Source organism: Pseudomonas yangonensis (assembly GCF_009932725.1).
Lineage (GTDB): Bacteria > Pseudomonadota > Gammaproteobacteria > Pseudomonadales > Pseudomonadaceae > Aquipseudomonas > Aquipseudomonas yangonensis.
In genome coordinates this window covers 721,994-742,896 of sequence record NZ_BLJU01000002.1, presented here as the reverse complement: position 1 = coordinate 742,896, position 20,903 = coordinate 721,994, and the positions used below count along the sequence as shown (strand labels likewise).

The following is a 20,903-nucleotide window of genomic DNA, read 5'->3' as shown; positions in this document are numbered from 1 at the left end:
GAGTTGAGGCAGACGTATGAATAAGTACTAGCACAGCCTAATAAGCGCGCCAGCGTTAGGCTGTAAGCCTTTTGGACAATAGCGCCGATGCCGATTCAGATCTGTTGCAGTTGCGTCTTGAGCAAATCTCGGAACGTCTGGATCAGAGGCTCACGCGAGCGGCCTCGACGCAGGATCAGGGAGAACGGTGCCTGATAGCCGAAGGTGGTGGGCAGCAGTACCTTGAGGCGTTTCTGATCGACCCAGGGCTGCGCGTAATGCTCCGGCAGATAGCCGATATAGGCGCCGGAGAGCACCAGAATCAGCTGCGCCTCCATCGACTCCACAGTTGCCGCGCTGTGCTTGAATCCATGTCGGGCAAGCTCCGCCTGGCTCCAGTAGCCGCGGCCGACCATACGTTGCTGGGTGATCACTTCGGCGGGAATACGGCGCTGCTCGAACAATGAATGCCGCTCGCTGCAATAGAGCCAGTGCTGCTCGCGGTACAACGGTTGATAGACCAGGCCGGTCATTCGCGTGGAAAAAGCGCCGATGGCCAGATCCAGACGGTTGTCCAGTACCGCCAGCTGAAGCTCGTATGGGCTCATTACCGACAGATGCAGATGCACGCCGGGGTGTTCCTGACTATATGCACCGATCACGTCAGGCAGCGGCAGTGCAGGATCGCTGACGGTCGAGTCCAGTACTCCAAGATTGAGTGTGCCACGCAACTCCCCCTTGAGCGCCGCCGAGTAACGCTCGAAATCCTCCAGCTCGCTCAGCAGGCGCAGAGTTTCCTGATGGAAGAGTTCGCCCTTGCTGGTGAGGCTGAAGCCACCACGGCCGCGATGGCAAAGCACGATGCCGAGCTGGCTTTCCAGCTGACTCATGTAGGTGCTGATGGCCGAGGTAGACAGGTTCAGCTCCTGCTGCGCAGCGGCAAAGCCCTGGTGGCGCACCACACAGGCAAAGACACGAAGCAGTTTGAGATCGGGTAGCGAAGAGGAATGAGTCAGCATGCTGAGCAGTCTAGTGTTATGACGGATTGGTTGCAGCCAGGTCAGAACACGCACGGGAGAGAAACTCGCCGGCCGGAAGCGGTCGGCCAATCAGGTAACCCTGGAGATAGTCGACCTGCAGGTCGGCCAGGTAGCGGCGCTGCTGTTCATCCTCTACCCCTTCGGCGATCACCTCCAGTTGCAGCTTGGCACACAGCTCGATCACGCTATCGAGAATGTGCAACGACAGCGCATCCTTGCCGATCATGGCAACGAAACTCTGGTCGATCTTCAAATAGTCCACCTTGAGCTTGTGCAGGTAACTCAGACTGGAGTGACCAGTGCCGAAGTCGTCCAGGGCGATCTTCACGCCCATCTCGTGCAAGTCGGCGAACAGCTGATCGGTGAAGGCGTCCGGCTCCAGCAGTTCGCGTTCGGTCAGTTCCAGCGTCAGCACCACCTGACCCGGTACGAAGGCTTGCAGAAAGCTCCGGCAGTCCTCGACCAGTTCGCGGCTACGGCAATGTGCGGCTGCGATGTTGATGCCGATGTGAAAACCACCGCCGAGTCGATCTGCCACCGGCGCCAGCAAGTCGGCGGTCTGCCGCATCAGCTCTCGCGTCATGGGCACGATGAGGCCGGAGCGTTCCGCCAAGGGAATGAACAGATCCGGACGCACCAGGCCCTCGCGCGGGTGCTGCCAGCGCATCAGCACCTCGGCACCTATCCACTGCTGCGAACCGCTGCGCACCAGCGGCTGGAAATAGGGAATGAATTCCCCGGCCTGCAGCGCACGACGCAATTCGATGCTGGGCGAGCTGGAACGCGCCAGCAACCAGTGGGTGCCAACGCCGGCCAACGCACCCAGCAGCCCCAGCAGCACGAAAAGCACCGGATATTGCTCGCCCATGTAGCGCAGCCGCGCGCCTCCGGGAAACGCCGCGCGCACCTGATAGGGATAGCGCGCCGACTTCAGCGCGACCTGAGCCAGGGGGTATTCGGGCAGGCGCCCCGCCCGCACCAGCCCGCTGCGCGGCATCCACTGCTCCCCCACCAGCAATTGCATGAAGGCGCCGCGGTCCACCGACTGCAACACATTGGCCAGGTAACGTCCGTCGATCGCCACCAGCGCGCCGCGCTCGTCCACGACGTCGCGATACACCAGCAACGAATGATTCGGGGTGACCGGCTTGCCCGCCAGCAGCCGCAGCCGCCCGGCTACGTAAGCGGCAGAATCGACCCGCTCCTCGAATGCGCCGAACAGCGATGAGCAGTACAGCCGTCCGTCTTCCATCAGGTTGACAGAACGCACGAAGGGCACGGTGGCGACCTGCTCGCGCAGTACCAGTTCGACCTCTTCGCAGGGTCTGCCGACCTGCGGCAATACCTCACCGGCGGCCAAGCCAGCATTGTCGAGCATCAGGTCGATCTGGCGCACGGCGTCGGCGGCGCTGGTACGACTGATATCACGCAGCACGATTCCGGCCTGCACGTACAGAAATATCAGGCCGAGTACGATCGGCAGCATTCCTACCGTGAGAGATGCGCACAGCCGAAGGCGCAGACTATTGGCGCGGTAAGCGGTTAGCGGCATCCGGGCTTCCTCGCCGTCAGTTCAGTCTCAGACGCAACACCCCCCACACGCCGCCGCACTGAGGCTGACAGATAACGGCGGCGGCTTCGGAGCTGAGGTCGATCAGTCTAGTACCGAAGGGTTAGTTTAGAAATCTCTGAACTAAGTTTTTGCCTCAACCGATTTTTCCTGATGAACAGCTGACCAAGAATCCGCGGCAACGATTCCTACAAACACAACAACCGTGAGGCCCTCCCATGGACAACGCTTTTCATCAGCCCCTGGGCGGCAACGAAATGCCCCGCTTCGGCGGCATCGCCACCATGATGCGCCTGCCGCATATCCAGAGCCCCGAGGAAAAACGCCAGCTCGACGCCGCCTTCGTCGGCGTGCCGCTGGACATCGGCACCTCGCTGCGCTCCGGCACCCGCTTCGGCCCGCGCGAAATCCGCGCCCAGTCGGTGATGATCCGCCCGTACAACATGGCCACCGGCGCCGCGCCCTTCGACTCGCTGAACGTGGCCGACATCGGCGACGTGGCGATCAACACCTTCAACCTGCTCGACGCCGTGCGCATCATCGAAGAGGCCTACGACGAGATCGTCGAGTACGGCATCAAGCCGCTGACCCTGGGTGGCGATCACACCATCACCCTGCCGATCCTGCGTGCCCTGCACAAGAAGTTCGGCAAGATCGGCCTGGTGCACGTCGATGCCCACGCCGATGTGAACGACCACATGTTCGGCGAGAAGATCGCCCACGGCACCACCTTCCGCCGCGCCCAGGAAGAAGGCCTGCTGGATAGCCAGCGCGTGGTGCAGATCGGCCTGCGCGCCCAGGGCTACACCGCCGAGGACTTCAACTGGAGCCGCAAGCAGGGCTTCCGTGTGGTGCAGGCCGAAGAGTGTTGGCACCAGTCGCTGGCGCCGCTGATGGCCGAAGTACGCGAGAAGGTCGGCGGCGGCCCGGTCTACCTGTCGTTCGACATCGACGGCATCGACCCGGCCTGGGCCCCCGGCACCGGCACCCCGGAAATCGGCGGCCTGACCACCATCCAGGCGATGGAGATCATCCGTGGCTGCCAGGGCCTGGACCTGATCGGTGGCGACCTGGTCGAGGTCTCGCCACCCTACGACACCACCGGCAACACCTCGCTGCTCGGTGCCAACCTGCTCTACGAAATGCTCTGCGTGCTGCCGGGGGTTCAGCGCCGCTGACCCACGGCTTTTTATACCCGCACGGGTGTCCATAGCGGCACCCGGCACGTTCATACAACAAGAATTAGGGTGCCCTGATGAATCGAGAAGACGCTGCTCCAACGCTGGACAAGCAGCCGCCAGCCAACGACCTTGCCGCACAGCCCTACAACCTGCGCCAGTTTCTGATCTTCCTGATCCCCTCGCTGCTCGGCGTACTGCTGTTTCTCACCCCCATCGTCTATGAAGAGAAGGTGACCATCGGCCTTGGCGTGATGGCCGATGCGCTCAAGGCTGCGTTCAACGACCACCTGCCGGCTATCGCCACCGCACTGCTGATCCTCTCGGCCGTGCTGGGCGTCCTCGGCAGCCTGCTCAAGCCGCGCTGGCTGAGCGAGCGCCAACCGCTGCAGGACCTGTTCGTGCTGCATCCGCTGTGGCTGGGCCTGCGTGTGCTCGGCGCGCTGTTCGCCGCCATGACCTTCTGGCAGTTCGGCCCGGAATGGATCTGGAGCGCCAACACTGGCGGCGTGGTACTGAAAGACCTGGCGCCGGTACTGATCACCTTCTTCCTGGTTGCCGGCCTGATCCTGCCGCTGCTGACCGACTACGGTCTGATGGAGTTCATCGGCACCATCGTGCGTAATGTGTTTCGCAAGATCTTCGGTCTACCCGGGCGCTCGGCCATCGACGCCATCGCCAGTTGGCTCGGCTCCGGCACCGTTGGTGTGCTGATTACGGCTCAGCAGTATCAGAAAGGTTTCTACAGTGCGCGGGAAGCCGCGGTGATCGCGACCAACTTCTCCATCGCCTCGATCGCCTTCAGCCTGCTGATCACCAGCTTCATGAAAATCGATCACCTGTTCGTACCGTTCTATCTGACCGTGGTGGTCGCCGGCCTCGCCGCCGCGATCATCACCCCGCGCATTCCGCCACTGTCGTGGAAAAAGGACGAATACGTCGCCGGCGTCGGCAAGCAGATCCAGGAAGACGTGCCGGCCGGCACCTCGCTGCTGCGCTGGGGGCTGACCCAGGCGGTTCAGCGCGCCAATGCCAACCCCTCGCCAGCGCAGATGATCAGGATCGGCGTGCACAACGTGGTCGACATCTGGCTGGGTCTGCTGCCGCTGGTCATGGCCATCGGCACCGTTTCCCTGGCGATCGCCGAGTTCACACCGATCTTCAACTGGCTGTCCTACCCCTTCGTGCCCCTGCTCGAGCTGCTGCAGTTGCCGGAAGCGGCCAAGGCAGCGCCGGCCATGCTGGTGGGCTTTGCCGATATGTTCCTGCCGGCGGTACTGGGCAAGGGCATCGAAAGCGAGCTGACGCGCTTCGTGGTCGCCTGTGTGTCGCTGACCCAGCTGATCTACATGTCCGAAGTCGGCGTGCTGATCCTCAAGGCCAAGCTGCCGCTGAACCTGCTGGAGCTGTTCGTCATCTTCATCATCCGCACCCTGATCACCCTGCCGATCATCGCGCTGATGGCGCACTGGATCGTCGGCTGATGCCAGGAGGAATGACCATGACCACCTGTGGCGAATTTCTCGTCAGGCAACTCGAGGCCTGGGGCGTCGATACCGTGTTCGGCATTCCCGGCGTGCACACCGTGGAGCTGTACCGCGGCCTGCCGGCCAGCGGTATCCGCCATATCACGCCGCGCCACGAACAGGGCGCCGGATTCATGGCCGATGGCTATGCCCGAGTCTGCGGCAAGCCGGGGGTGTGCTTCATCATCACCGGCCCGGGGATGACCAATATCCTCACCGCCATGGGCCAGGCCTACGCCGACTCGATCCCGATGCTGGTGATCTCCAGCGTCAACGAGCGGGCGCGCCTCGGCCTGGGCAAGGGCTATCTGCACGAATTGCCCAACCAGCGGGCAATGACCGCGGGCGTCACCGCCTTCAGCCATACCCTGATGAGCGTCGAGGAGCTGCCCGGCGTGCTGGCCCGCGCCTTCGCCGTGTTCGAGGGCGAGCGGCCGCGCCCGGTGCATATCGAGTTGCCGCTGGACATCATCACCGCCGACGCCACGCATATGGCCGTGGCGCCGCGACCGACCGTGCGCCGCCCGGCACCGAATCGCACGCTGATCCGCGAAGCCGCCGGCCTGCTCAAGCAGGCCGAACGCCCCCTGCTGCTGCTCGGTGGTGGTTGCGTCGCCGCCGAAGCCGAAGCGCGCGCCCTGGCCGCCGCGCTGGATGCACCGACCGCGTTGACCATCAATACCAAGGGTCTGCTGCCGCCAGGCCACCCGCTGCTGCTGGGCAGCAACCAGTCGCTGCGCCCGGTGCGCGACCTGGCGCTGGAGGCCGATGTGGTGCTGGCCATCGGCACCGAGCTGGGCGAGACCGACTATGACGTGGTGTTCGACGGCGACTTCCGTCTGCCCGGCCGGCTGATCCGCATCGACATCGATGCCCAGCAGCTGCAGCGCAACTTCACCCCGCACCTGGCGATCCAGGGCGATGCTCGCGTGGCCATGCGCATGTTGCTGGCCGAGTTCAACCCCGGCGAACCCCGTGCGGACAGCCCCGGCGCACGGCGCACCGCCGCCGCGCAGGCACGCCTGAACGAGGATTTCAGCGGCTGGGCGCATTACCGCCAGCTGTTCGACTGCATCCTGGATGCCCTGCCCGATGCCCGCTTCGTCGGCGACTCGACGCAAACCGTGTACAGCGGCAACCATCTGGTGGAACTGGACGGCGCGCGCCGCTGGTTCAACGCCTCCACCGGCTACGGCACCCTCGGCTACGGCCTGCCGGCTGCCATCGGCGCCAAGCTGGCCGAGCCGCAGCGCCCGGTGATCAGCCTGATGGGCGACGGCGGCATCCAGTTCACCCTGCCCGAGCTGGCCAGCGCCGTGGAAGCGCGGGTAGGCATCATCGTGCTGCTGTGGAACAACGCCGGTTATGGCGAGATCAAGCGCTACATGCAGCGCCGCGACATCGAGCCGATCGGCGTCGACATCTACACCCCGGACCTGCTGGCCATCGCCCGCGGTTTCGGCTGCGCCGCCGAACGAGCGCGCGACCATGCGCATCTGGCCGAGCTGCTGCGCAGCGCGCCGCAGGATCGCCCGCTGATCATCGAAGTGCAGGAGGCCGCGCCCTTTCACCCCTGACGACATTGATCGCGGCTAAAGCCCCTCCCACGGAAATCGAGGTGCCCCTGTGGGAGGGGCTTTAGCCGCGACATCCCGCCCCGGATTGCATCGGGGCTACCGACATAACCACAAGATTCAGCTGCATCACTGACTGCCGTACCTACAACACCAATAAACAAGCATCGGGGAGTCGTTCCATGTTCAAGCATCTCAGCCAGTATTTCGGCCAGGACGGCCTCGCACCTACGGACAAGGGTCATCGCAGCCTCGGCCTGGGCGGCACCATCGCCCTGTGGTTGGGCGCCAACGTGGTGGTCACCACCATCCTCACCGGCATGCTGCTGGTGCCGGATCTGAAATTTACCCAGGCCATGCTTATCGTGCTGATCGGTTCGGGTATCGGCATTCTGCCGCTGGTGCTGGTCGGCCTGATGGGCCAGCGCTCGGGCCTGACCACCATGGTGCTGGCGCGCGGCAGCTACGGCTCGCGCGGCGCCAAGCTACCCTCGCTGGTCAACCTGTTGACCCTGCTGGCCTGGAGCTGGATCCAGGCGCTATTGGCCGGCATGAGCCTGAACTATGCTGTGGAGCACCTGACCGGCTACTCCAACCTGCCGCTGTTCACCATCCTCTGCGAGACCCTGGTGCTATTGATCGCCCTGCGCGGCCATCTGGGCATCGAGCGGGTCGAGCGCTGGGCGGCCATCGGCATGCTCCTGCTGGCAGGCGCGGTGTTCTACGTGATGGGACAGAAGTTCGAGTTCGCCAGCCTCCTGGCCATGCCTACCGAGCCACGTAACGAGATCACCCCCGGTATCGCCTTCGATATCGTCATCGCCACCGCGTTCTCCTGGATTCCGCTGGCCGCCGACTACAACCGCAACTGCCGCAGCCAGGGCGTGGCGGCGGTCGGCACCTGGGTCGGCTATGTCGCGGCCACGCTGCTGGCCATGGGCCTCGGCGCCACGGTGTCGGGCTTCTCGGTACTCACCGGCATGGAGCAGACCTACGACCCGGCGGTGCTGCTGGCGGGTTTCGGCTTCGGTCTGCCGGCGGCCGTCGTGGTCTTCCTCTCGGTGATGACCACCAACGTCATGTGCGTCTACAGCGCCTCGCTTTCGTACCTCAACATCAGCCCGAAGACTCCGTTCTGGAAGCCGGCGCTGGCCATCGGCGTACTGTCGATCCTCGGCTCGCAGATCCCCGGCATTCTCGACAACTTCCAGAATTTCCTGCTGGTGATCGGCAGCGTGTTCATTCCGGCCTTCGCCGTGCTGATCGCCGACTACTTCCTGATCCACAGAGGCCACTACGCAGTGGACGAACTGCTCAGCGAAGACGGCGGCCGCTACCGTTACCTGAACGGCTTCAACCCGGCCGCTTTCGTCGCCTATGGTCTGGGCGCAGTGCTGGCCTACTACTGGGGCTGGATCTCGCCGCTGGCCTGGGGCGCTTCGCTGCCGGTGTTCCTGATCACCGCCGCCAGCTACACGGTCCTGCGCCGCTGGGTGCTGGTGCCACGGGCGCAGCTGGCGTAGCGTGATGAACATCGTGGCGGGTTGCACCCGCCCTACCCGCCATACGAATCTGTAGGGCGGGTGCAACCCGCCAATGAGGCAAGTCCCCATCATGAAAATCGTCAGCCGTGACCGCTGGTTCGAGGTGGAACACCGCCACGATGGCATCTGCCTGATCCACGAGCCCTACGTACGCCCCTTCTACCGCTGCAACATGTGGCATGTGCAGGGTCGCGAGCATGACGTGTTGATCGACTCCGGCTCCGGGCTGGTCAGCCTGCGCGAGCAACTGCCGTGGCTGACCGAAAAGCCGCTGCTGGCCGTGGCCAGCCACTGCCACTTCGACCATATCGCCGGGCATCACGAATTCGCCGAGCGCTTGGTGCATCCGGCCGAGGCCGATATCCTCGCCGCGCCGGACGGCGCCAATACCCTGGCCACCGATTTCGTCGGCGACGAGATGTTCGAGGCGCACCCGGATTGCCCGCTGTGCTACGCCGAATACCGCGTACGGGCTGCGCCGGCCACGCGTCTGATCGAGAATGGCGACGTGCTGGATCTGGGCAATCGGGTCTTGCAGGTGCTGCACACGCCCGGCCATTCACCGGGCGGCATCAGCCTGTGGGAAGCGCAGACGCAGACGCTGTTTTCCGGCGACATCCTCTACGACGGCCCGCTGATCGAGGACGCCTACCATTCGAACCTGGAAGATTACGCGCAGAGTCTGGCGCGCCTGCGCGAACTGCCCGTGCGCACCGTGCATGGCGGGCATTTCGCGAGTTTCTCGGGGCAGCGGATGCGCGAGCTGATAGACGCCTGGTTCGACGCCCACCATCTCGACTGAACAGCTTCAGCGGCGCTGACGCGCTTCGCGACGCAGGCGCTCCTGCTCGGCCTCGCTGATACGAATCGGCTGAGGTTGCGGGACGAGGCCAAGGGCCTGCAGCAGGGCTTGCAGTTGTTCTTGCAGCTTGGCGAGCATGGGTACGACCTCCTGCCAAGTTAAGGTAAGAGCCGGCGGCTCACTTATCAGATTAGGCCGGGCCAAACGGATTTCAACCAGCCTCCGTCAAATCACCGGACTCTTGCGCCGATAGGGGAACACGTCGATCACCTTGCCCGCGCGGATCGCCTCCTGCAATCGCTTCCAGTAATCGGCGTCATAGAGATTGCCATGCAGTTGGCTGAACAACCGGCGCTGCTTGATATCGGCGAACAGGAATGGCGGGAACTCCTCGGGGAACACGTCCATCGGCCCCACCGAATACCAGGGTTCGGAGCTCATCTCGTCCTCGGGAAAACGCGGCGGCGGAATGTGCCGAAAATTCACTTCGGTGAGAAAGCAGATCTCGTCGTAGTCGTAGAACACCACGCGGCCATGTCGGGTGACGCCGAAGTTCTTCAGCAGCATGTCGCCGGGGAAGATATTGGCCGCCGCCAGTTGCTTGATGGCCAGGCCGTAGTCGTCCAGCGCCTCGCGCACCTGGGCCTCGCTGGCGCCTTCGAGATAGAGGTTCAGCGGCGTCATGCGCCGCTCCGTCCAGCAGTGCCGAACCAGCACGGTGTCACCTTCCACCACCACGGTCGAGGGCGCTACTTCCAGCAGTTCGGCCAGACATTCGGGCTCGAACTTGGCCTTGGGGAAACGGAAATCGGAAAACTCCTGGGTATCGGCCATGCGCCCTACCCGGTCGACGCTTTTGACCAGGCGGTACTTCTCGATCACCGTGTTGCGGTCCACCGTCTTGGCGTGCGCGAAACGGTCCTTGATGATCTTGAAAACGGTATTGAAGCCCGGCAGGGTGAACACGCTCATGACCATGCCGCGCACACCCGGCGCCATGATGAAGCGGTCGTCGGTGCTGGCCAGGTGGCCGATCAGGGCACGGTAGAACTCGGACTTGCCGTGCTTGTAGAAGCCGATCGAGGTGTACAGCTCGGCGATATGCTTGCCCGGCAGGATGCGCTTGAGAAAACCGACGAACTCGGCTGGGATCGCCACGTCCACCATGAAGTAGCTGCGGGTGAACGAGAAGATGATCGACACCTCCGCCTCGTCGGTGATCGCCGCATCGACCTGGATGCCCTGCGCTTCGCGGTGCAGCAGCGGGATCGCCAGCGGCCATTGTTCGTCGCGGGTGTAGATGCGCCCGATCAGGTAGGCGCCCTTGTTGCGATACAGCACCGAGGAAAACAGCTCGATGCACAGCTCCGGGTCCTTGCATACCCAGTCCGGCAGGCTGGCGCGCAGTTGCTCTTCCAGGCGCTGCAGGTCGCGTGGCAGGTCTTCGTAAGGCACATCGAAACGGTAATCCTCGAAGATCGCCTGCAGCGCCTGATGCAGTTCTCCGGCGGGCCGGTAGCTGCGCGTCTGCGCGGCGCTGGGCTGGTTGCGCAGCGACGGCCGGGTGGTATGGATGAACATGCAGCCATCGCTGATCTGGTCATGGCTGAACAGGCTGCAGAAGATCGAGTTGAACCAGGTTTCCGCCAGCTCGTCGTCGAAACGCCGATCGATCAGGGCGATATAGGCGCTCTTGACCAGCGGCCACTGGCTTACCTCCAACAGAGCAGCATCGAACCCTTGCAGCAGGCGTTCGCGGGTTTCTGCAACCTTCGCTTCGTACAGATTGATTCGCGCTGCCGAGGCCTGCTGCGCCTCCTGCCACTGCGCCTGCTCGAAGCGTAGGCGGGCGCCATCGGTGATCTGGCGAAAGTGCTCGCGATAATCGTCGAAGCCATCGAGGATCAGGCGAGCGATCTCGCCGGCCGGCCATTGTTGCCCCATTACGCATGCCTCATCCGCAGTGATCAGCCGAGCTTAGCCGACAACGCCGACCTGGATGCAATCTTGATTGCCAAAGCCTCCACCATTGCAGGTCGCGGCTAAAGCCCTCCCACACCGTCCCTGCCACCGAGCCCTACCAATCATTCAAAAGTGCAATGCGGATTGCCAGAACCCTGCCCAGCGGCAACACTCTCGCCCCCACCCTGTTGGATGCTTCGCCGTGCGTACCGCCGATCTGCTTCGCCTGCTGCTGCTCGCTGCCATCTGGGGCGCCAGCTTCCTGTTCATGCGCGTTGCCGCACCGGTGCTGGGCAGCATGCCGACCGCCTTCTTTCGCGCCAGCTTCGGCGCACTCGGGCTGCTCGCCGTGCTTGTGCTGCTGCGCAGTGACTGGGACTTTCGCGGCAAGCTGCGCATCTGCCTGGGGCTGGGCGTGATCAACGCCGGGCTGCCTTCAGCCATGTACTGCCTGGCGGCGCTGATCCTGCCGGCCGGCTACTCGGCGATTTTCAACGCCACCACGCCCCTGATGGGCGTGCTGATCGGCGCACTGTTCTTCCATGAAGGCATCACCCCGAGCAAGGCGGCGGGCGTGTTTCTCGGCCTGCTCGGCGTGGCGGTGCTGACCCGTACCGGCCCGGTGGCCTTCGATCTCGACCTGCTGCTGGGCGCCGGTGCCTGTCTGGTGGCCACCACATGCTACGGCTTCGCCGGCTTTCTCACCCGGCGCTGGATCGGCCAGCAGGGCGGCCTGGACAACCGCCTGACCGCCTTCGCCAGCCTGGCCGGGGCCAGCCTGTTCCTGCTGCCACTGTTCGCCGGCAGCCTGGCGCTGCAGCCACCACCAAGCTGGGGTGGCATGGAGGTGTGGCTGTCGCTGGCCGGTCTCGGTCTGCTCTGTACGGCGTTCGCCTACGTGCTGTACTTCCGCCTGCTGGCCGATATCGGACCGATCAGGGCCAGTACCACCACCTTTATGATCCCGCCGTTCGGCGTGCTGTGGGGGGGCCTGCTGCTGGGTGAGCCCCTGAGCTGGGACTACCTGCCCGGCTGCCTGTTGATCGCCCTGGCCCTGTGGCTGGTGGTCAGGCCGAGCGTGAGCAGAGCGTAGCCCGGATGAAATCCGGGGCGCAGGCGGCGTGAATCCCCGGATTGCATCCGGGCTACGGACTGGTGGTCAGGCCAAGCCGTAGGGTGGATCGCGCTTCATCGATCCACCCTAGCCCTGCCGCTTTACTGCTGCAGCTCCTGCTCGGTGAACAGATCGCTGAACAGCATGCTCGACAGGTAGCGCTCACCGGAGTCCGGCAGGATTACCACGATGGTCTTGCCCTGCATGTCCGGCTTCTCGGCCAGACGCACCGCCGCAGCCATCGCCGCGCCGCAGGAAATCCCGCAGAGAATGCCTTCCTCGCGCATCAGGCGCAGGGCCATGGCCTTGGCTTCGTCGTCATTGACCTGCTCGACCTGATCGACCATCGCCAGGTCGAGGTTCTTCGGCACGAAACCGGCACCGATGCCCTGGATCTTGTGCGGTGCCGGCTTGACCTCGTCACCCGCCAGGGTCTGGCTGATCACCGGCGAGCCCACCGGCTCCACCGCCACCGACAGAATCGGCTTGCCCTGAGTCTGCTTGATGTAACGCGAAACGCCGGTAATGGTGCCGCCGGTACCGACGCCGGCCACCAGCACATCGATGGCACCTTCGGTGTCGCGCCAGATCTCCGGCCCGGTGGTCTTTTCATGGATGGCCGGGTTGGCCGGGTTCTCGAACTGCTGCGGCAGGTAATAGTCAGGATTGGCAGCGACCAGCTCGTTGGCCTTCTCGATCGCGCCCTTCATGCCCTTGGCCGGCTCGGTCAGCACCAGTTCGGCACCGAGCGCCTTGAGCACCTTGCGCCGTTCCAGGCTCATCGAGGCCGGCATGGTCAGCACCAGTTTGTAACCGCGCGCGGCAGCGACGAACGCCAGGCCGATGCCGGTATTGCCGGAGGTCGGCTCGACGATGGTCATGCCCGGCTTGAGCACACCGCGCTCCTCGGCGTCCCAGATCATGCTGGCGCCGATACGGCACTTGACCGAATACGCCGGGTTGCGGCCCTCGATCTTGGCCAGGATGGTCACGCCTTTCGGACCCAGACGGTTGATCATCACCAGCGGTGTATTGCCGATGGCCTGGGCGTTGTCTGCGAAAATGCGGCTCATGGTGCATCGATTCCTTGTCGTTGCGGAGCTCACCAGCCTATGCCTGATGAATCATCGCGTCCAGCGTCAGGAAGGTCGAACTCTGCCCCGGCTAGCGCAGTCAACCTGTGGAGAATCAGACCTGACGGATACACCCGATGAAACGCCGTTACAGCCTGCCGCTGTGGATCTGCCTCAGCCTGCTCGCGCTGCTGGTGGTGCTGCACGTCGCCCTGCCCTACGTCATTCGCGTCTACCTCAATGACAAGCTCGCGAACATGGGCAACTACCGCGGGCAGATCGAAGACATCGACATCGCGCTCTGGCGCGGCGCCTATCGCATCAACGGCCTGAACATCGTCAAGGCCGAACAGCAGGTGCCAGTGCCCTTCGTCGAGGCGCCGCGCATCGATATTTCAGTGAGCTGGCGCGACCTGTGGCAGGAGCGGGCCGTGGTGGCCAGGGTGATCTTCGACCGGCCGCAAGTGAACTTCGTCGACGGGCAAAACAGCGATGACACCCAGACCGGTGAAGGCGTCGACTGGCGCGAGCAGTTGAACAAGCTGCTGCCGATCACCCTCAACGAAGTGCGTGTACTCGACGGTACGCTGGGCTTCTACAATTTCAGCGTCTCACCACCGGTGAAGCTGCATGCCAATGCGATCGACGCCAGCCTCTACAACCTGACCAACGTGGCCGACGAACAGGGCGATCGCGTCGCCCGTTTCGAGGGCACGGCGCAACTGCTCGATCACGCGCCACTGGAAGCCACGGCGGTGTTCGATCCCTTTCACAACTTCGAGGATTTCGAGTTCCGCGTACGCGCCACCGGTATCGAGCTAACGCGCCTCAACGACCTGGCCAACGCCTATGGCAAGTTCGACTTCAAAAGCGGTAACGGCGACCTGGTAGTCGAAGCCTCCGCCGAGGATGCTCAGCTCAGTGGCTACATCAAGCCGCTGTTACGCAACGTCGAGGTGTTTGACTGGCAGCAGGATGTGGAAGACCAGGACAAGGGCTTTCTGCGCTCGATATGGGAGGCTCTGGTCGGTGGCAGCGAGAAGGTCCTGAAGAATCAGCGTCAGGATCAGATCGCCACCCGTGTCGAACTCAGCGGTAGCACGCGCCAGCAGGATATCAGCGCCTTCCAGGCCTTCATCGGCATCCTGCGCAATGGTTTCGTCGAAGCCTTCACGCCCCGCTACGAACGCCCGCCACCTCAGCAGGACGGCAGCTGAGCTGTAGCCGAAAGCAGCGGTGACCGCCCATTCAGTGACTGAATACTGCGTCTGCGTTCACAGCCACCGGAGCTGCGCGTTATAGTCGCGCTCTGAATTTCTGCTGCGGGCCGGCCCGCGCGTTACCGTTTCGAGGATTTTCCGATGAAGTTCGAAGGCACCCAGTCCTACGTCGCCACCGACGACCTCAAACTCGCGGTCAACGCCGCCATCACCCTGCAACGCCCGCTGCTGGTCAAGGGTGAGCCGGGCACCGGCAAGACCATGCTCGCCGAGCAACTGGCCGAGGCCTTCTCTGCCCGCCTGATCACCTGGCACATCAAGTCCACCACCAAGGCGCATCAGGGCCTGTATGAATACGATGCGGTCAGCCGCCTGCGTGACTCGCAGCTCGACTCCGACAAGGTCCACGATGTTCGCAACTACATCAAGAAGGGCAAGCTGTGGGAGGCGTTCGAGTCCGACGAGCGCGTGATCCTGCTGATCGACGAGATCGACAAGGCCGACATCGAGTTCCCCAACGACCTGTTGCAGGAACTCGACAAGATGGAGTTCTACGTTTACGAGACCAACGAGACGATCAGGGCCAAGCAGCGCCCGATCATCATCATCACCTCGAACAACGAGAAGGAACTGCCGGACGCCTTCCTGCGCCGCTGCTTCTTCCACTACATCGCCTTCCCGGATCGCGAGACCCTGAAGAAGATCGTCGACGTGCACTACCCCAACATCAGCGGCGAGCTGGTGGCCGAGGCGCTGGACGTATTCTTCGACGTACGCAAGGTGCCGGGCCTGAAGAAGAAGCCTTCGACCAGCGAACTGGTGGACTGGCTCAAACTGCTGATGGCCGACAACATTGGCGAAGCCGTGCTACGCGAGCGCGACCCGACCAAGGCCATCCCGCCGCTGGCCGGCGCTCTGGTGAAGAACGAGCAGGATGTGCAACTGCTCGAGCGCCTGGCCTTCATGACCCGCCGCGCCAGCCGCTGAGAGGCTTGTCTTCCCTCTCCCGCTTGCGGGAGAGGGGCCGGGGGAGAGGGTAGCCGGCTAAGTCGATACGGCCTGAAAGGCCCCTCTCCCTAACCCTCTCCCATGAATGGGAGAGGGAACCGTTCGTGCATCACCGGGAGACCCGCAGCCATGCTCCTCAACCTGTTCAACGAAATGCGCGCGGCCAAGGTGCCGGTGTCGGTGCGCGAGCTGCTCGACCTGATCAACGCGCTCAAGCACAACGTCGTGTTCGCCGACATGGACGAGTTCTATTACCTGGCGCGCGCGATCCTGGTGAAGGACGAACGTCACTTCGACAAGTTCGACCGTGCCTTCGGCGCCTACTTCAACGGCCTTGAGAACCTCAACCAGCACATCGAGGCGATGATCCCAGAGGAGTGGTTGCGCAAGGAGTTCGAGCGCCTGCTGACCGATGAGGAAAAAGCGCAAATCCAGAGCCTCGGCGGCCTCGACAAGCTGATCGAGGAATTCAAGAAGCGCCTCGAGGAGCAGAAGGAAAAGCACGCAGGCGGCAACAAGTGGATCGGCACCGGCGGCACCAGCCCGTTCGGCTCCGGGGGTTACAACCCGGAAGGCATTCGCGTCGGCGATGCCGGCAAGCGCCAGGGCAAGGCCGCCAAGGTGTGGGACCAGCGTGAATACAAGAACCTCGACGATCAGGTCGAACTGGGCACGCGCAACATCAAGGTGGCGCTGCGTCGCCTGCGCAAGTTCGCCCGCCAGGGCGCTGCCGAAGAGCTGGATCTGGACGGCACCATCGACCACACGGCGAAAGACGGCGGCCTGCTCAATATTCAGATGCGTCCGGAACGACGCAACACGGTCAAACTCCTGCTGCTGCTGGATATCGGCGGCTCGATGGATGCCCACGTCAAGGTCTGCGAGGAGCTGTTCTCGGCCTGCAAGACCGAGTTCAAGCATCTTGAATATTTCTACTTCCACAATTTCATCTACGAGAGCGTGTGGAAGAACAACATGCGCCGCACCAGCGAGCGCACCTCGACGATGGACCTGCTGCACAAGTATGGCGCCGACTACAAGGTGGTGTTCGTCGGCGATGCGGCCATGGCGCCCTACGAAATCACCCAGGCCGGCGGCAGCGTCGAGCACTGGAACGAGGAAGCCGGCTACGTCTGGATGAAGCGCTTCACAGAGAAGTTCAAGAAGATCATCTGGATCAACCCCTACCCCAAGGACACCTGGAACTACACCGCTTCCACCGCCCTGGTACGCGAGCTGATCGAAGATCGCATGTACCCGCTGACCCTGCAGGGATTGGAAGACGGCATGAAGTACCTGTCCAAGTAAGGCTAGAGCCGCAACGAAGAACGCCGCGAACCCGGTTAAGGATTCGCGGCGTTTTGCTATTCGGTTGCACGCGCCTGGTTTGCATATTCCTGCTCCAACCTGCCGAGCATTCTCTCGGTATAGTCGAAACAGTAATCCAGCTTCTCGTGCGCTTTCACATAGTCCACGGCGAACCTGAGCGACATGTCGCTCAGGCATTTCTCGACCAGGGCGCTGATGATCGGCAACGCCTCTTCTGGCACGTCGGGAATCCGTTCGCGGACGAAATCGGCACTGGTGGCCAGTCGATTGGCATCGACGGCAAAAGCCCAGTCCCGCATGGTCGCCTCATGCAGCGTACCGCCCTGATCCCATCCCTCGGCGAAGCGATCCGCTTGGCCACAGCCGGCGCTCAGCAACAGCACAACCGCAAGAAAGGAGCAGCGCAGTATATCCCTGTGCATGACACCACCCACGCTTCGAGCTCAACGCTTGTCCGCGTCGTCCGGCTTGTTCAGGTCCATCACCGTCTGCGCCGGGGCCTGTACCGGCTCCTCGACCTTGGCCTCGGCTGGCGCTGCCACAGGAGCAGCCGGTGCACTCGCTTCTTCGCTCGCAGTGTCCTTCTTGCTCAGGCCGATACGCTTGAACAGCCAGCCGATCACCACCACCGGGATGAACCAGAACTTCTTCAGCAGTACCAGCAGCATGGCCAGCAGACCGGTCTTGGCCGCCACCTTGCCGGCTACCAGCGCGCCCAGGCCGTAAGCGGCTACGGTGTCCAGGTCCGGATCGAATTCGGCATAGCGCTGGCCTGGGTTGAATTCGGTGGCTGCCAGCACGGCCGGCACGTTGGCCTCGATCTCTGCAAGCTGATCCATGTTGGCGACGAAATTCAGCACCAGCACACCCTTACGGCCCAACACGCGGATGTTGTAGTTCAGGGTGTTGGTCTCGCTGTCACCGAACTTCAGTTCCTTGGCCCAGTGCAGCTTCTTGCCCTCGGCATCGTAGCGTGGCGCAGCGGCCCAGCCGACCAGCTGTACCGGCTCGTAGCCATTCTCCTCACGCCAGGTGTTGGCCTCACGCATGTCGGCCTGCATGTCCTTGAGCATGTCGCCGTAGTCGATGTCGGCGGCGTCCTCGTCGGATACATAACCACTGTCTTCATACTCGACGGTGACACCCCAGGACTCCTCGGCCAGCGGCGATACCCCGGCCGGCAGGATCATGCCCAGCGGCGGAAAGTCGTCCGGCGGGTTGCCCCAGCCATCGACCAGCAGGCGCTGGGCATTCTCGCCATCGAGGAATACCAGCGAATCGGGCAGGTTGAGGGTGGCCAGATCGTTGCCGATCACCACTCGCCCGGTCTTGAACTCCAGGCTGGCGACGAATTCTTCGGGGCTGATGTACTGCGCCGAATCGTCACCCTCGGTGACCTCCTCGCTGACCGCAGCACTCTCAGGCTCGGTCTCGGGATTGGCGTATGCAGCGGACGTGAACGGCAGAACGGCAGCCAGCGCGGCTGCCAGGATCGAATCCTTGATCGACATGGAAACTCCAGTGCTACAGGGGTTTGGGATAAATGTAACGCGGTATTACATTAACACACCCTGCCTGCACATCTGGCGAACCAGCGCACCTTTTGCCCCCTTCGGCTTGCGCCTAGGAACGCTCGCGGGCTGACCGATTCAGCGCCAGTGGCGCTGCTGAGCGCGTCTGATCCGCCCTGCCCCGAACAGCCAGCCGAACGTCAGCACCAGCAGTTCCGCCAGCCAGGCCAGCAGCAACGCACTGATCACACCCCAGAGGATGGCATCCGGGGTGAACAACACCTGATAGCGGTACGCCCGAAGGGTTTCCTGGAACAGCTCGTGATCGGCGCCAGTCGCCAGGTGCCAGGCCTGGGCATACCAGGGCCCCTGCATGGCCTGCCACTCGCGCTCGAGCAAGGCCGAGCGCTGCACCAGGTGCCCGACGCTCTTGGCGTCGCTGCGCATCACCGGGTCGTCGCTGACGCGGTAGTGCGCCACCAGCGCGTCCATGTCGCCCTTGAAGAATTTCTCTGCGGTTTCCTGGAAACCCTTGAGACTCTGTTGCGATTCGAGGCGGTGCGCTTCGACCCGCTTGGCATAATCATCGATGAAGCCCGGCACCTGTACGCCGAGCAACAGGCCGAAGGCGAACAGCGTCAGACGCAGGTAGCTTCTAAGCATGGGATCAGGCCTTGCCGTGAGTGATGCTTTCGCCGCGGCGCCACAGGCGCCATTCGCCCGGCTGGTACAGCGACCATTGTTCGTTGTCGGTCAGAGGTTCGGTGGCGATGACCGTCACCACATCGTTGGGTGTGGTTTCAGACTGAAAGTCCACCTTGAGATCGGCGTCCTTGAGCTGCGCCGGGCCGAACGGCGCACGCCGGGTGATATGCGCCAGCTTGGTCGAGCAGAAGCTGAACAACCAGTCGCCATCACTGAGCAGGCAGTTGAACACGCCAAGCTGGCGGTAGCTGGCACAGGCCGCCACCAGCACCGGCAGCAGCACCTCCACCGAGACCGGCTCGGGAAACGCGCGCCGCACGCGGTTGAGCAGGTCGCAGAAGGCGGCTTCGCTATCGGTCTCGCCCACCGGTCGATAGAAACTGGTGGAGCCCTGCAGACCAGCGAGCTGGCCGTTATGCGCGAAACACCAGTTGCGTCCCCATAGCTCGCGGCTGAAAGGATGGGTATTGACCAGTGAAACCTGACCGACATTGGCCTGGCGAATGTGGCCGATCACCACCTCGCTCTTGATCGGGTAGCGCTGCACCAGTTGCGCGACCTCGGACTCGCTGCTCGCCCGCGGGTCCTGGAACAGACGCAGGCCACGCCCCTCGTAGAAACCGATACCCCAGCCATCACGGTGCGGCCCGGTACGGCCGCCGCGCTGCATCAGCCCGGTGAAGCTGAAGACGATATCGGTGGGTACATTGGCGCTCATGCCGAGCAATTCGCACATCGAATCAATTCTCCTTGCCGAGGATCAGGCACAGGCGCTCGGCTTCGTCCTGCAGACGCGCTTCGAGTCGTTTGCGGCCCTGCGGCAGAAAACGCACCAGCAGCCGCCAGAGCAGCGCCGGCAGGTCGCCCGGCCGACGCGGAATCAGGTGTAGATGAAGATGAGGCACATGCTGGTTGGAGTCCGGACCATCGTTGATCAGCATATTGATGCCGTTGACCCCGTAGCCGGCCTCACGCAGCGCACTGGCCACACGCTCCGACAAGGTCAGCAGACGCTCACGAACCGGCACAGGCAGGTCACGCAGAAACGGCGCATGCAGGCGGCTGACGATCAGCACATGGGCCGGACGCATGGGAAAGATATCCAGCAGAACGATGAAATCATCGTCCTCGTAAAGTCGATGAGCGGGTAGCCGTCGCTCGGCAATGGCACAGAACACGCAATCCATCGGGCCTCCCTTGCGCAAGGTCATCATGCTGAACGCACGGACCTGCAGGCGCAAGGGGCAAATCAGATACGCGGTTCCATACGACCGCTGCGATCGCGCCCGTAATCGCGAATCGGTAGATCGTCGTCCTCTTCCATGCGCTCGCGCAGAGTACGGGGGTCTTCGTCAGGCTCGGCGGCCGCCTGGCCATGGCGGTTCTTCCACCATCGCTCGATGGGCCAGCGAATGGCGACGAACAGCAGGTAAACGGCAAGCGCGATCAGGCTGTAGAGCGCCAGATCGGCCACGGCGCGCCAGGCGTTGTTGCCGACCTTGAGCAAAACGTCCATGGCGGTGACCGCCAGTGCTGGTGCGAACAGCTCACGCGTCGGGTCGACGATGGTCGGGCTGAACAGCAATACCGCCACCAGCACGGCAAGTGGCTCGCGCAGATAGCGCCACATCCAGCTGGTCAGGCGCATCCATACCAACAGGCAACCCAGGGCGGCAATCCCGTAGGCCGCCCAGGCCATGAGGTAGTCGTTTTCATTCATCATAAGCAGGCGCCGGCGTGGCAGGTCTGGCAAAGGGGCGCTTATGAT

At 63.2% G+C, this 20,903-nt stretch carries 20 protein-coding genes; 9 read left to right on the top strand and 11 right to left on the bottom strand.

What is annotated here, in order from left to right; translation table 11 throughout:
* Positions 1-95 precede the first annotated feature (95 nt).
* Both GYB81_RS05220 and GYB81_RS05215 read right to left on the bottom strand, forming a co-directional pair.
* Entirely contained in the window at positions 96-998 is a 903-nt protein-coding gene (locus tag GYB81_RS05220; protein WP_161866293.1) for a LysR family transcriptional regulator, read from the bottom strand.
* Positions 999-1,014: 16 nt separating this feature from the next.
* Positions 1,015-2,571 (bottom strand): EAL domain-containing protein, encoded by a 1,557-nt coding sequence (locus GYB81_RS05215; RefSeq protein WP_161866294.1) that lies wholly within the window; start codon positions 2,569-2,571, stop codon positions 1,015-1,017.
* Between the two features lie 236 nt (positions 2,572-2,807).
* Between GYB81_RS05215 and speB the strand changes: the two genes are divergently transcribed.
* The 5 genes from speB (at position 2,808) to GYB81_RS05190 (ending at position 9,213) form a co-directional block, all read left to right on the top strand.
* Positions 2,808-3,767 (top strand): agmatinase, encoded by a 960-nt coding sequence (gene speB, locus GYB81_RS05210; protein ID WP_161866295.1) that lies wholly within the window; start codon positions 2,808-2,810, stop codon positions 3,765-3,767.
* A 77-nt stretch (positions 3,768-3,844) separates the two neighbouring features.
* Positions 3,845-5,251, top strand: coding sequence for a YjiH family protein (locus GYB81_RS05205; RefSeq protein ID WP_161866296.1), 1,407 nt, complete (start codon positions 3,845-3,847; stop codon positions 5,249-5,251).
* A 17-nt stretch (positions 5,252-5,268) separates the two neighbouring features.
* Entirely contained in the window at positions 5,269-6,870 is a 1,602-nt protein-coding gene (locus GYB81_RS05200) for a 5-guanidino-2-oxopentanoate decarboxylase (protein ID WP_161897746.1), read from the top strand.
* Between the two features lie 179 nt (positions 6,871-7,049).
* Positions 7,050-8,390 (top strand): purine-cytosine permease family protein, encoded by a 1,341-nt coding sequence (locus GYB81_RS05195; RefSeq protein WP_161866298.1) that lies wholly within the window; start codon positions 7,050-7,052, stop codon positions 8,388-8,390.
* Positions 8,391-8,481: 91 nt separating this feature from the next.
* Complete coding sequence (locus tag GYB81_RS05190; protein ID WP_161866299.1) at positions 8,482-9,213, top strand: MBL fold metallo-hydrolase; 732 nt, start codon at positions 8,482-8,484, stop codon at positions 9,211-9,213.
* A gap of 6 nt (positions 9,214-9,219) precedes the next feature.
* Here the strand turns inward: GYB81_RS05190 and GYB81_RS24945 are convergent, their stop codons facing one another.
* Both GYB81_RS24945 and aceK read right to left on the bottom strand, forming a co-directional pair.
* The gene (locus GYB81_RS24945) at positions 9,220-9,351 is read right to left on the bottom strand and encodes a PA1414 family protein (protein ID WP_017362870.1); all 132 of its coding nucleotides are present in this window, start codon (positions 9,349-9,351) and stop codon (positions 9,220-9,222) included.
* Between the two features lie 87 nt (positions 9,352-9,438).
* The gene (gene aceK / locus GYB81_RS05185; RefSeq protein ID WP_161866300.1) at positions 9,439-11,157 is read right to left on the bottom strand and encodes a bifunctional isocitrate dehydrogenase kinase/phosphatase; all 1,719 of its coding nucleotides are present in this window, start codon (positions 11,155-11,157) and stop codon (positions 9,439-9,441) included.
* A gap of 220 nt (positions 11,158-11,377) precedes the next feature.
* Here aceK and GYB81_RS05180 point away from each other — a divergent pair, with 220 nt between their 5' ends.
* Positions 11,378-12,268, top strand: a complete 891-nt coding sequence (locus tag GYB81_RS05180; protein ID WP_161866301.1) for a DMT family transporter — start codon at positions 11,378-11,380, stop codon at positions 12,266-12,268.
* A 122-nt stretch (positions 12,269-12,390) separates the two neighbouring features.
* Here GYB81_RS05180 and cysK read toward each other — a convergent pair whose 3' ends face one another.
* Positions 12,391-13,362: a cysteine synthase A gene (gene cysK, locus GYB81_RS05175; RefSeq protein ID WP_161866302.1), complete on the bottom strand. Its 972-nt coding sequence runs from the start codon at positions 13,360-13,362 to the stop codon at positions 12,391-12,393.
* A gap of 137 nt (positions 13,363-13,499) precedes the next feature.
* Here cysK and GYB81_RS05170 point away from each other — a divergent pair, with 137 nt between their 5' ends.
* From GYB81_RS05170 to GYB81_RS05160, 3 genes are all read left to right on the top strand, one after another.
* A complete protein-coding gene (locus GYB81_RS05170) occupies positions 13,500-14,579 on the top strand; it encodes a DUF748 domain-containing protein (protein ID WP_161866303.1) in 1,080 nt (359 codons plus the stop codon).
* A 144-nt stretch (positions 14,580-14,723) separates the two neighbouring features.
* Complete coding sequence (locus GYB81_RS05165) at positions 14,724-15,569, top strand: AAA family ATPase (protein WP_161866304.1); 846 nt, start codon at positions 14,724-14,726, stop codon at positions 15,567-15,569.
* A gap of 150 nt (positions 15,570-15,719) precedes the next feature.
* The gene (locus GYB81_RS05160) at positions 15,720-16,898 is read left to right on the top strand and encodes a vWA domain-containing protein (protein WP_161866305.1); all 1,179 of its coding nucleotides are present in this window, start codon (positions 15,720-15,722) and stop codon (positions 16,896-16,898) included.
* Positions 16,899-16,954: 56 nt separating this feature from the next.
* On the opposite strand, the gene GYB81_RS05155 is transcribed toward GYB81_RS05160, so the two are convergent.
* From GYB81_RS05155 to GYB81_RS05130, 6 genes are all read right to left on the bottom strand, one after another.
* Entirely contained in the window at positions 16,955-17,353 is a 399-nt protein-coding gene (locus GYB81_RS05155) for a hypothetical protein (RefSeq protein WP_161866306.1), read from the bottom strand.
* A 9-nt stretch (positions 17,354-17,362) separates the two neighbouring features.
* Complete coding sequence (locus GYB81_RS05150; protein ID WP_161866307.1) at positions 17,363-18,430, bottom strand: DUF2167 domain-containing protein; 1,068 nt, start codon at positions 18,428-18,430, stop codon at positions 17,363-17,365.
* A gap of 138 nt (positions 18,431-18,568) precedes the next feature.
* Entirely contained in the window at positions 18,569-19,093 is a 525-nt protein-coding gene (locus GYB81_RS05145; RefSeq protein WP_161866308.1) for a DUF2937 family protein, read from the bottom strand.
* Between the two features lie 4 nt (positions 19,094-19,097).
* On the bottom strand, positions 19,098-19,871 hold the full coding sequence (locus tag GYB81_RS05140) for a class II glutamine amidotransferase (protein WP_024308676.1): 774 nt from the start codon (positions 19,869-19,871) through the stop codon (positions 19,098-19,100).
* A gap of 4 nt (positions 19,872-19,875) precedes the next feature.
* The gene (locus GYB81_RS05135; RefSeq protein WP_161866309.1) at positions 19,876-20,322 is read right to left on the bottom strand and encodes an HIT family protein; all 447 of its coding nucleotides are present in this window, start codon (positions 20,320-20,322) and stop codon (positions 19,876-19,878) included.
* A 62-nt stretch (positions 20,323-20,384) separates the two neighbouring features.
* Positions 20,385-20,858: an MFS transporter gene (locus tag GYB81_RS05130; RefSeq protein ID WP_161866310.1), complete on the bottom strand. Its 474-nt coding sequence runs from the start codon at positions 20,856-20,858 to the stop codon at positions 20,385-20,387.
* Between the last annotated feature and the right edge of the window lie 45 nt (positions 20,859-20,903).

Coding starts and splice junctions, on each gene's coding strand:
- GYB81_RS05220 (WP_161866293.1), bottom strand. CDS start 998: ATGCTGACTCATTCCTCTTCGCTACCCGATCTCAAACTGCTTCGTGTC.
- GYB81_RS05215 (WP_161866294.1), bottom strand. CDS start 2,571: ATGCCGCTAACCGCTTACCGCGCCAATAGTCTGCGCCTTCGGCTGTGC.
- speB (WP_161866295.1), top strand. CDS start 2,808: ATGGACAACGCTTTTCATCAGCCCCTGGGCGGCAACGAAATGCCCCGC.
- GYB81_RS05205 (WP_161866296.1), top strand. CDS start 3,845: ATGAATCGAGAAGACGCTGCTCCAACGCTGGACAAGCAGCCGCCAGCC.
- GYB81_RS05200 (WP_161897746.1), top strand. CDS start 5,269: ATGACCACCTGTGGCGAATTTCTCGTCAGGCAACTCGAGGCCTGGGGC.
- GYB81_RS05195 (WP_161866298.1), top strand. CDS start 7,050: ATGTTCAAGCATCTCAGCCAGTATTTCGGCCAGGACGGCCTCGCACCT.
- GYB81_RS05190 (WP_161866299.1), top strand. CDS start 8,482: ATGAAAATCGTCAGCCGTGACCGCTGGTTCGAGGTGGAACACCGCCAC.
- GYB81_RS24945 (WP_017362870.1), bottom strand. CDS start 9,351: ATGCTCGCCAAGCTGCAAGAACAACTGCAAGCCCTGCTGCAGGCCCTT.
- aceK (WP_161866300.1), bottom strand. CDS start 11,157: ATGGGGCAACAATGGCCGGCCGGCGAGATCGCTCGCCTGATCCTCGAT.
- cysK (WP_161866302.1), bottom strand. CDS start 13,362: ATGAGCCGCATTTTCGCAGACAACGCCCAGGCCATCGGCAATACACCG.
- GYB81_RS05170 (WP_161866303.1), top strand. CDS start 13,500: ATGAAACGCCGTTACAGCCTGCCGCTGTGGATCTGCCTCAGCCTGCTC.
- GYB81_RS05165 (WP_161866304.1), top strand. CDS start 14,724: ATGAAGTTCGAAGGCACCCAGTCCTACGTCGCCACCGACGACCTCAAA.
- GYB81_RS05160 (WP_161866305.1), top strand. CDS start 15,720: ATGCTCCTCAACCTGTTCAACGAAATGCGCGCGGCCAAGGTGCCGGTG.
- GYB81_RS05150 (WP_161866307.1), bottom strand. CDS start 18,430: ATGTCGATCAAGGATTCGATCCTGGCAGCCGCGCTGGCTGCCGTTCTG.
- GYB81_RS05145 (WP_161866308.1), bottom strand. CDS start 19,093: ATGCTTAGAAGCTACCTGCGTCTGACGCTGTTCGCCTTCGGCCTGTTG.
- GYB81_RS05140 (WP_024308676.1), bottom strand. CDS start 19,871: ATGTGCGAATTGCTCGGCATGAGCGCCAATGTACCCACCGATATCGTC.
- GYB81_RS05135 (WP_161866309.1), bottom strand. CDS start 20,322: ATGGATTGCGTGTTCTGTGCCATTGCCGAGCGACGGCTACCCGCTCAT.
- GYB81_RS05130 (WP_161866310.1), bottom strand. CDS start 20,858: ATGATGAATGAAAACGACTACCTCATGGCCTGGGCGGCCTACGGGATT.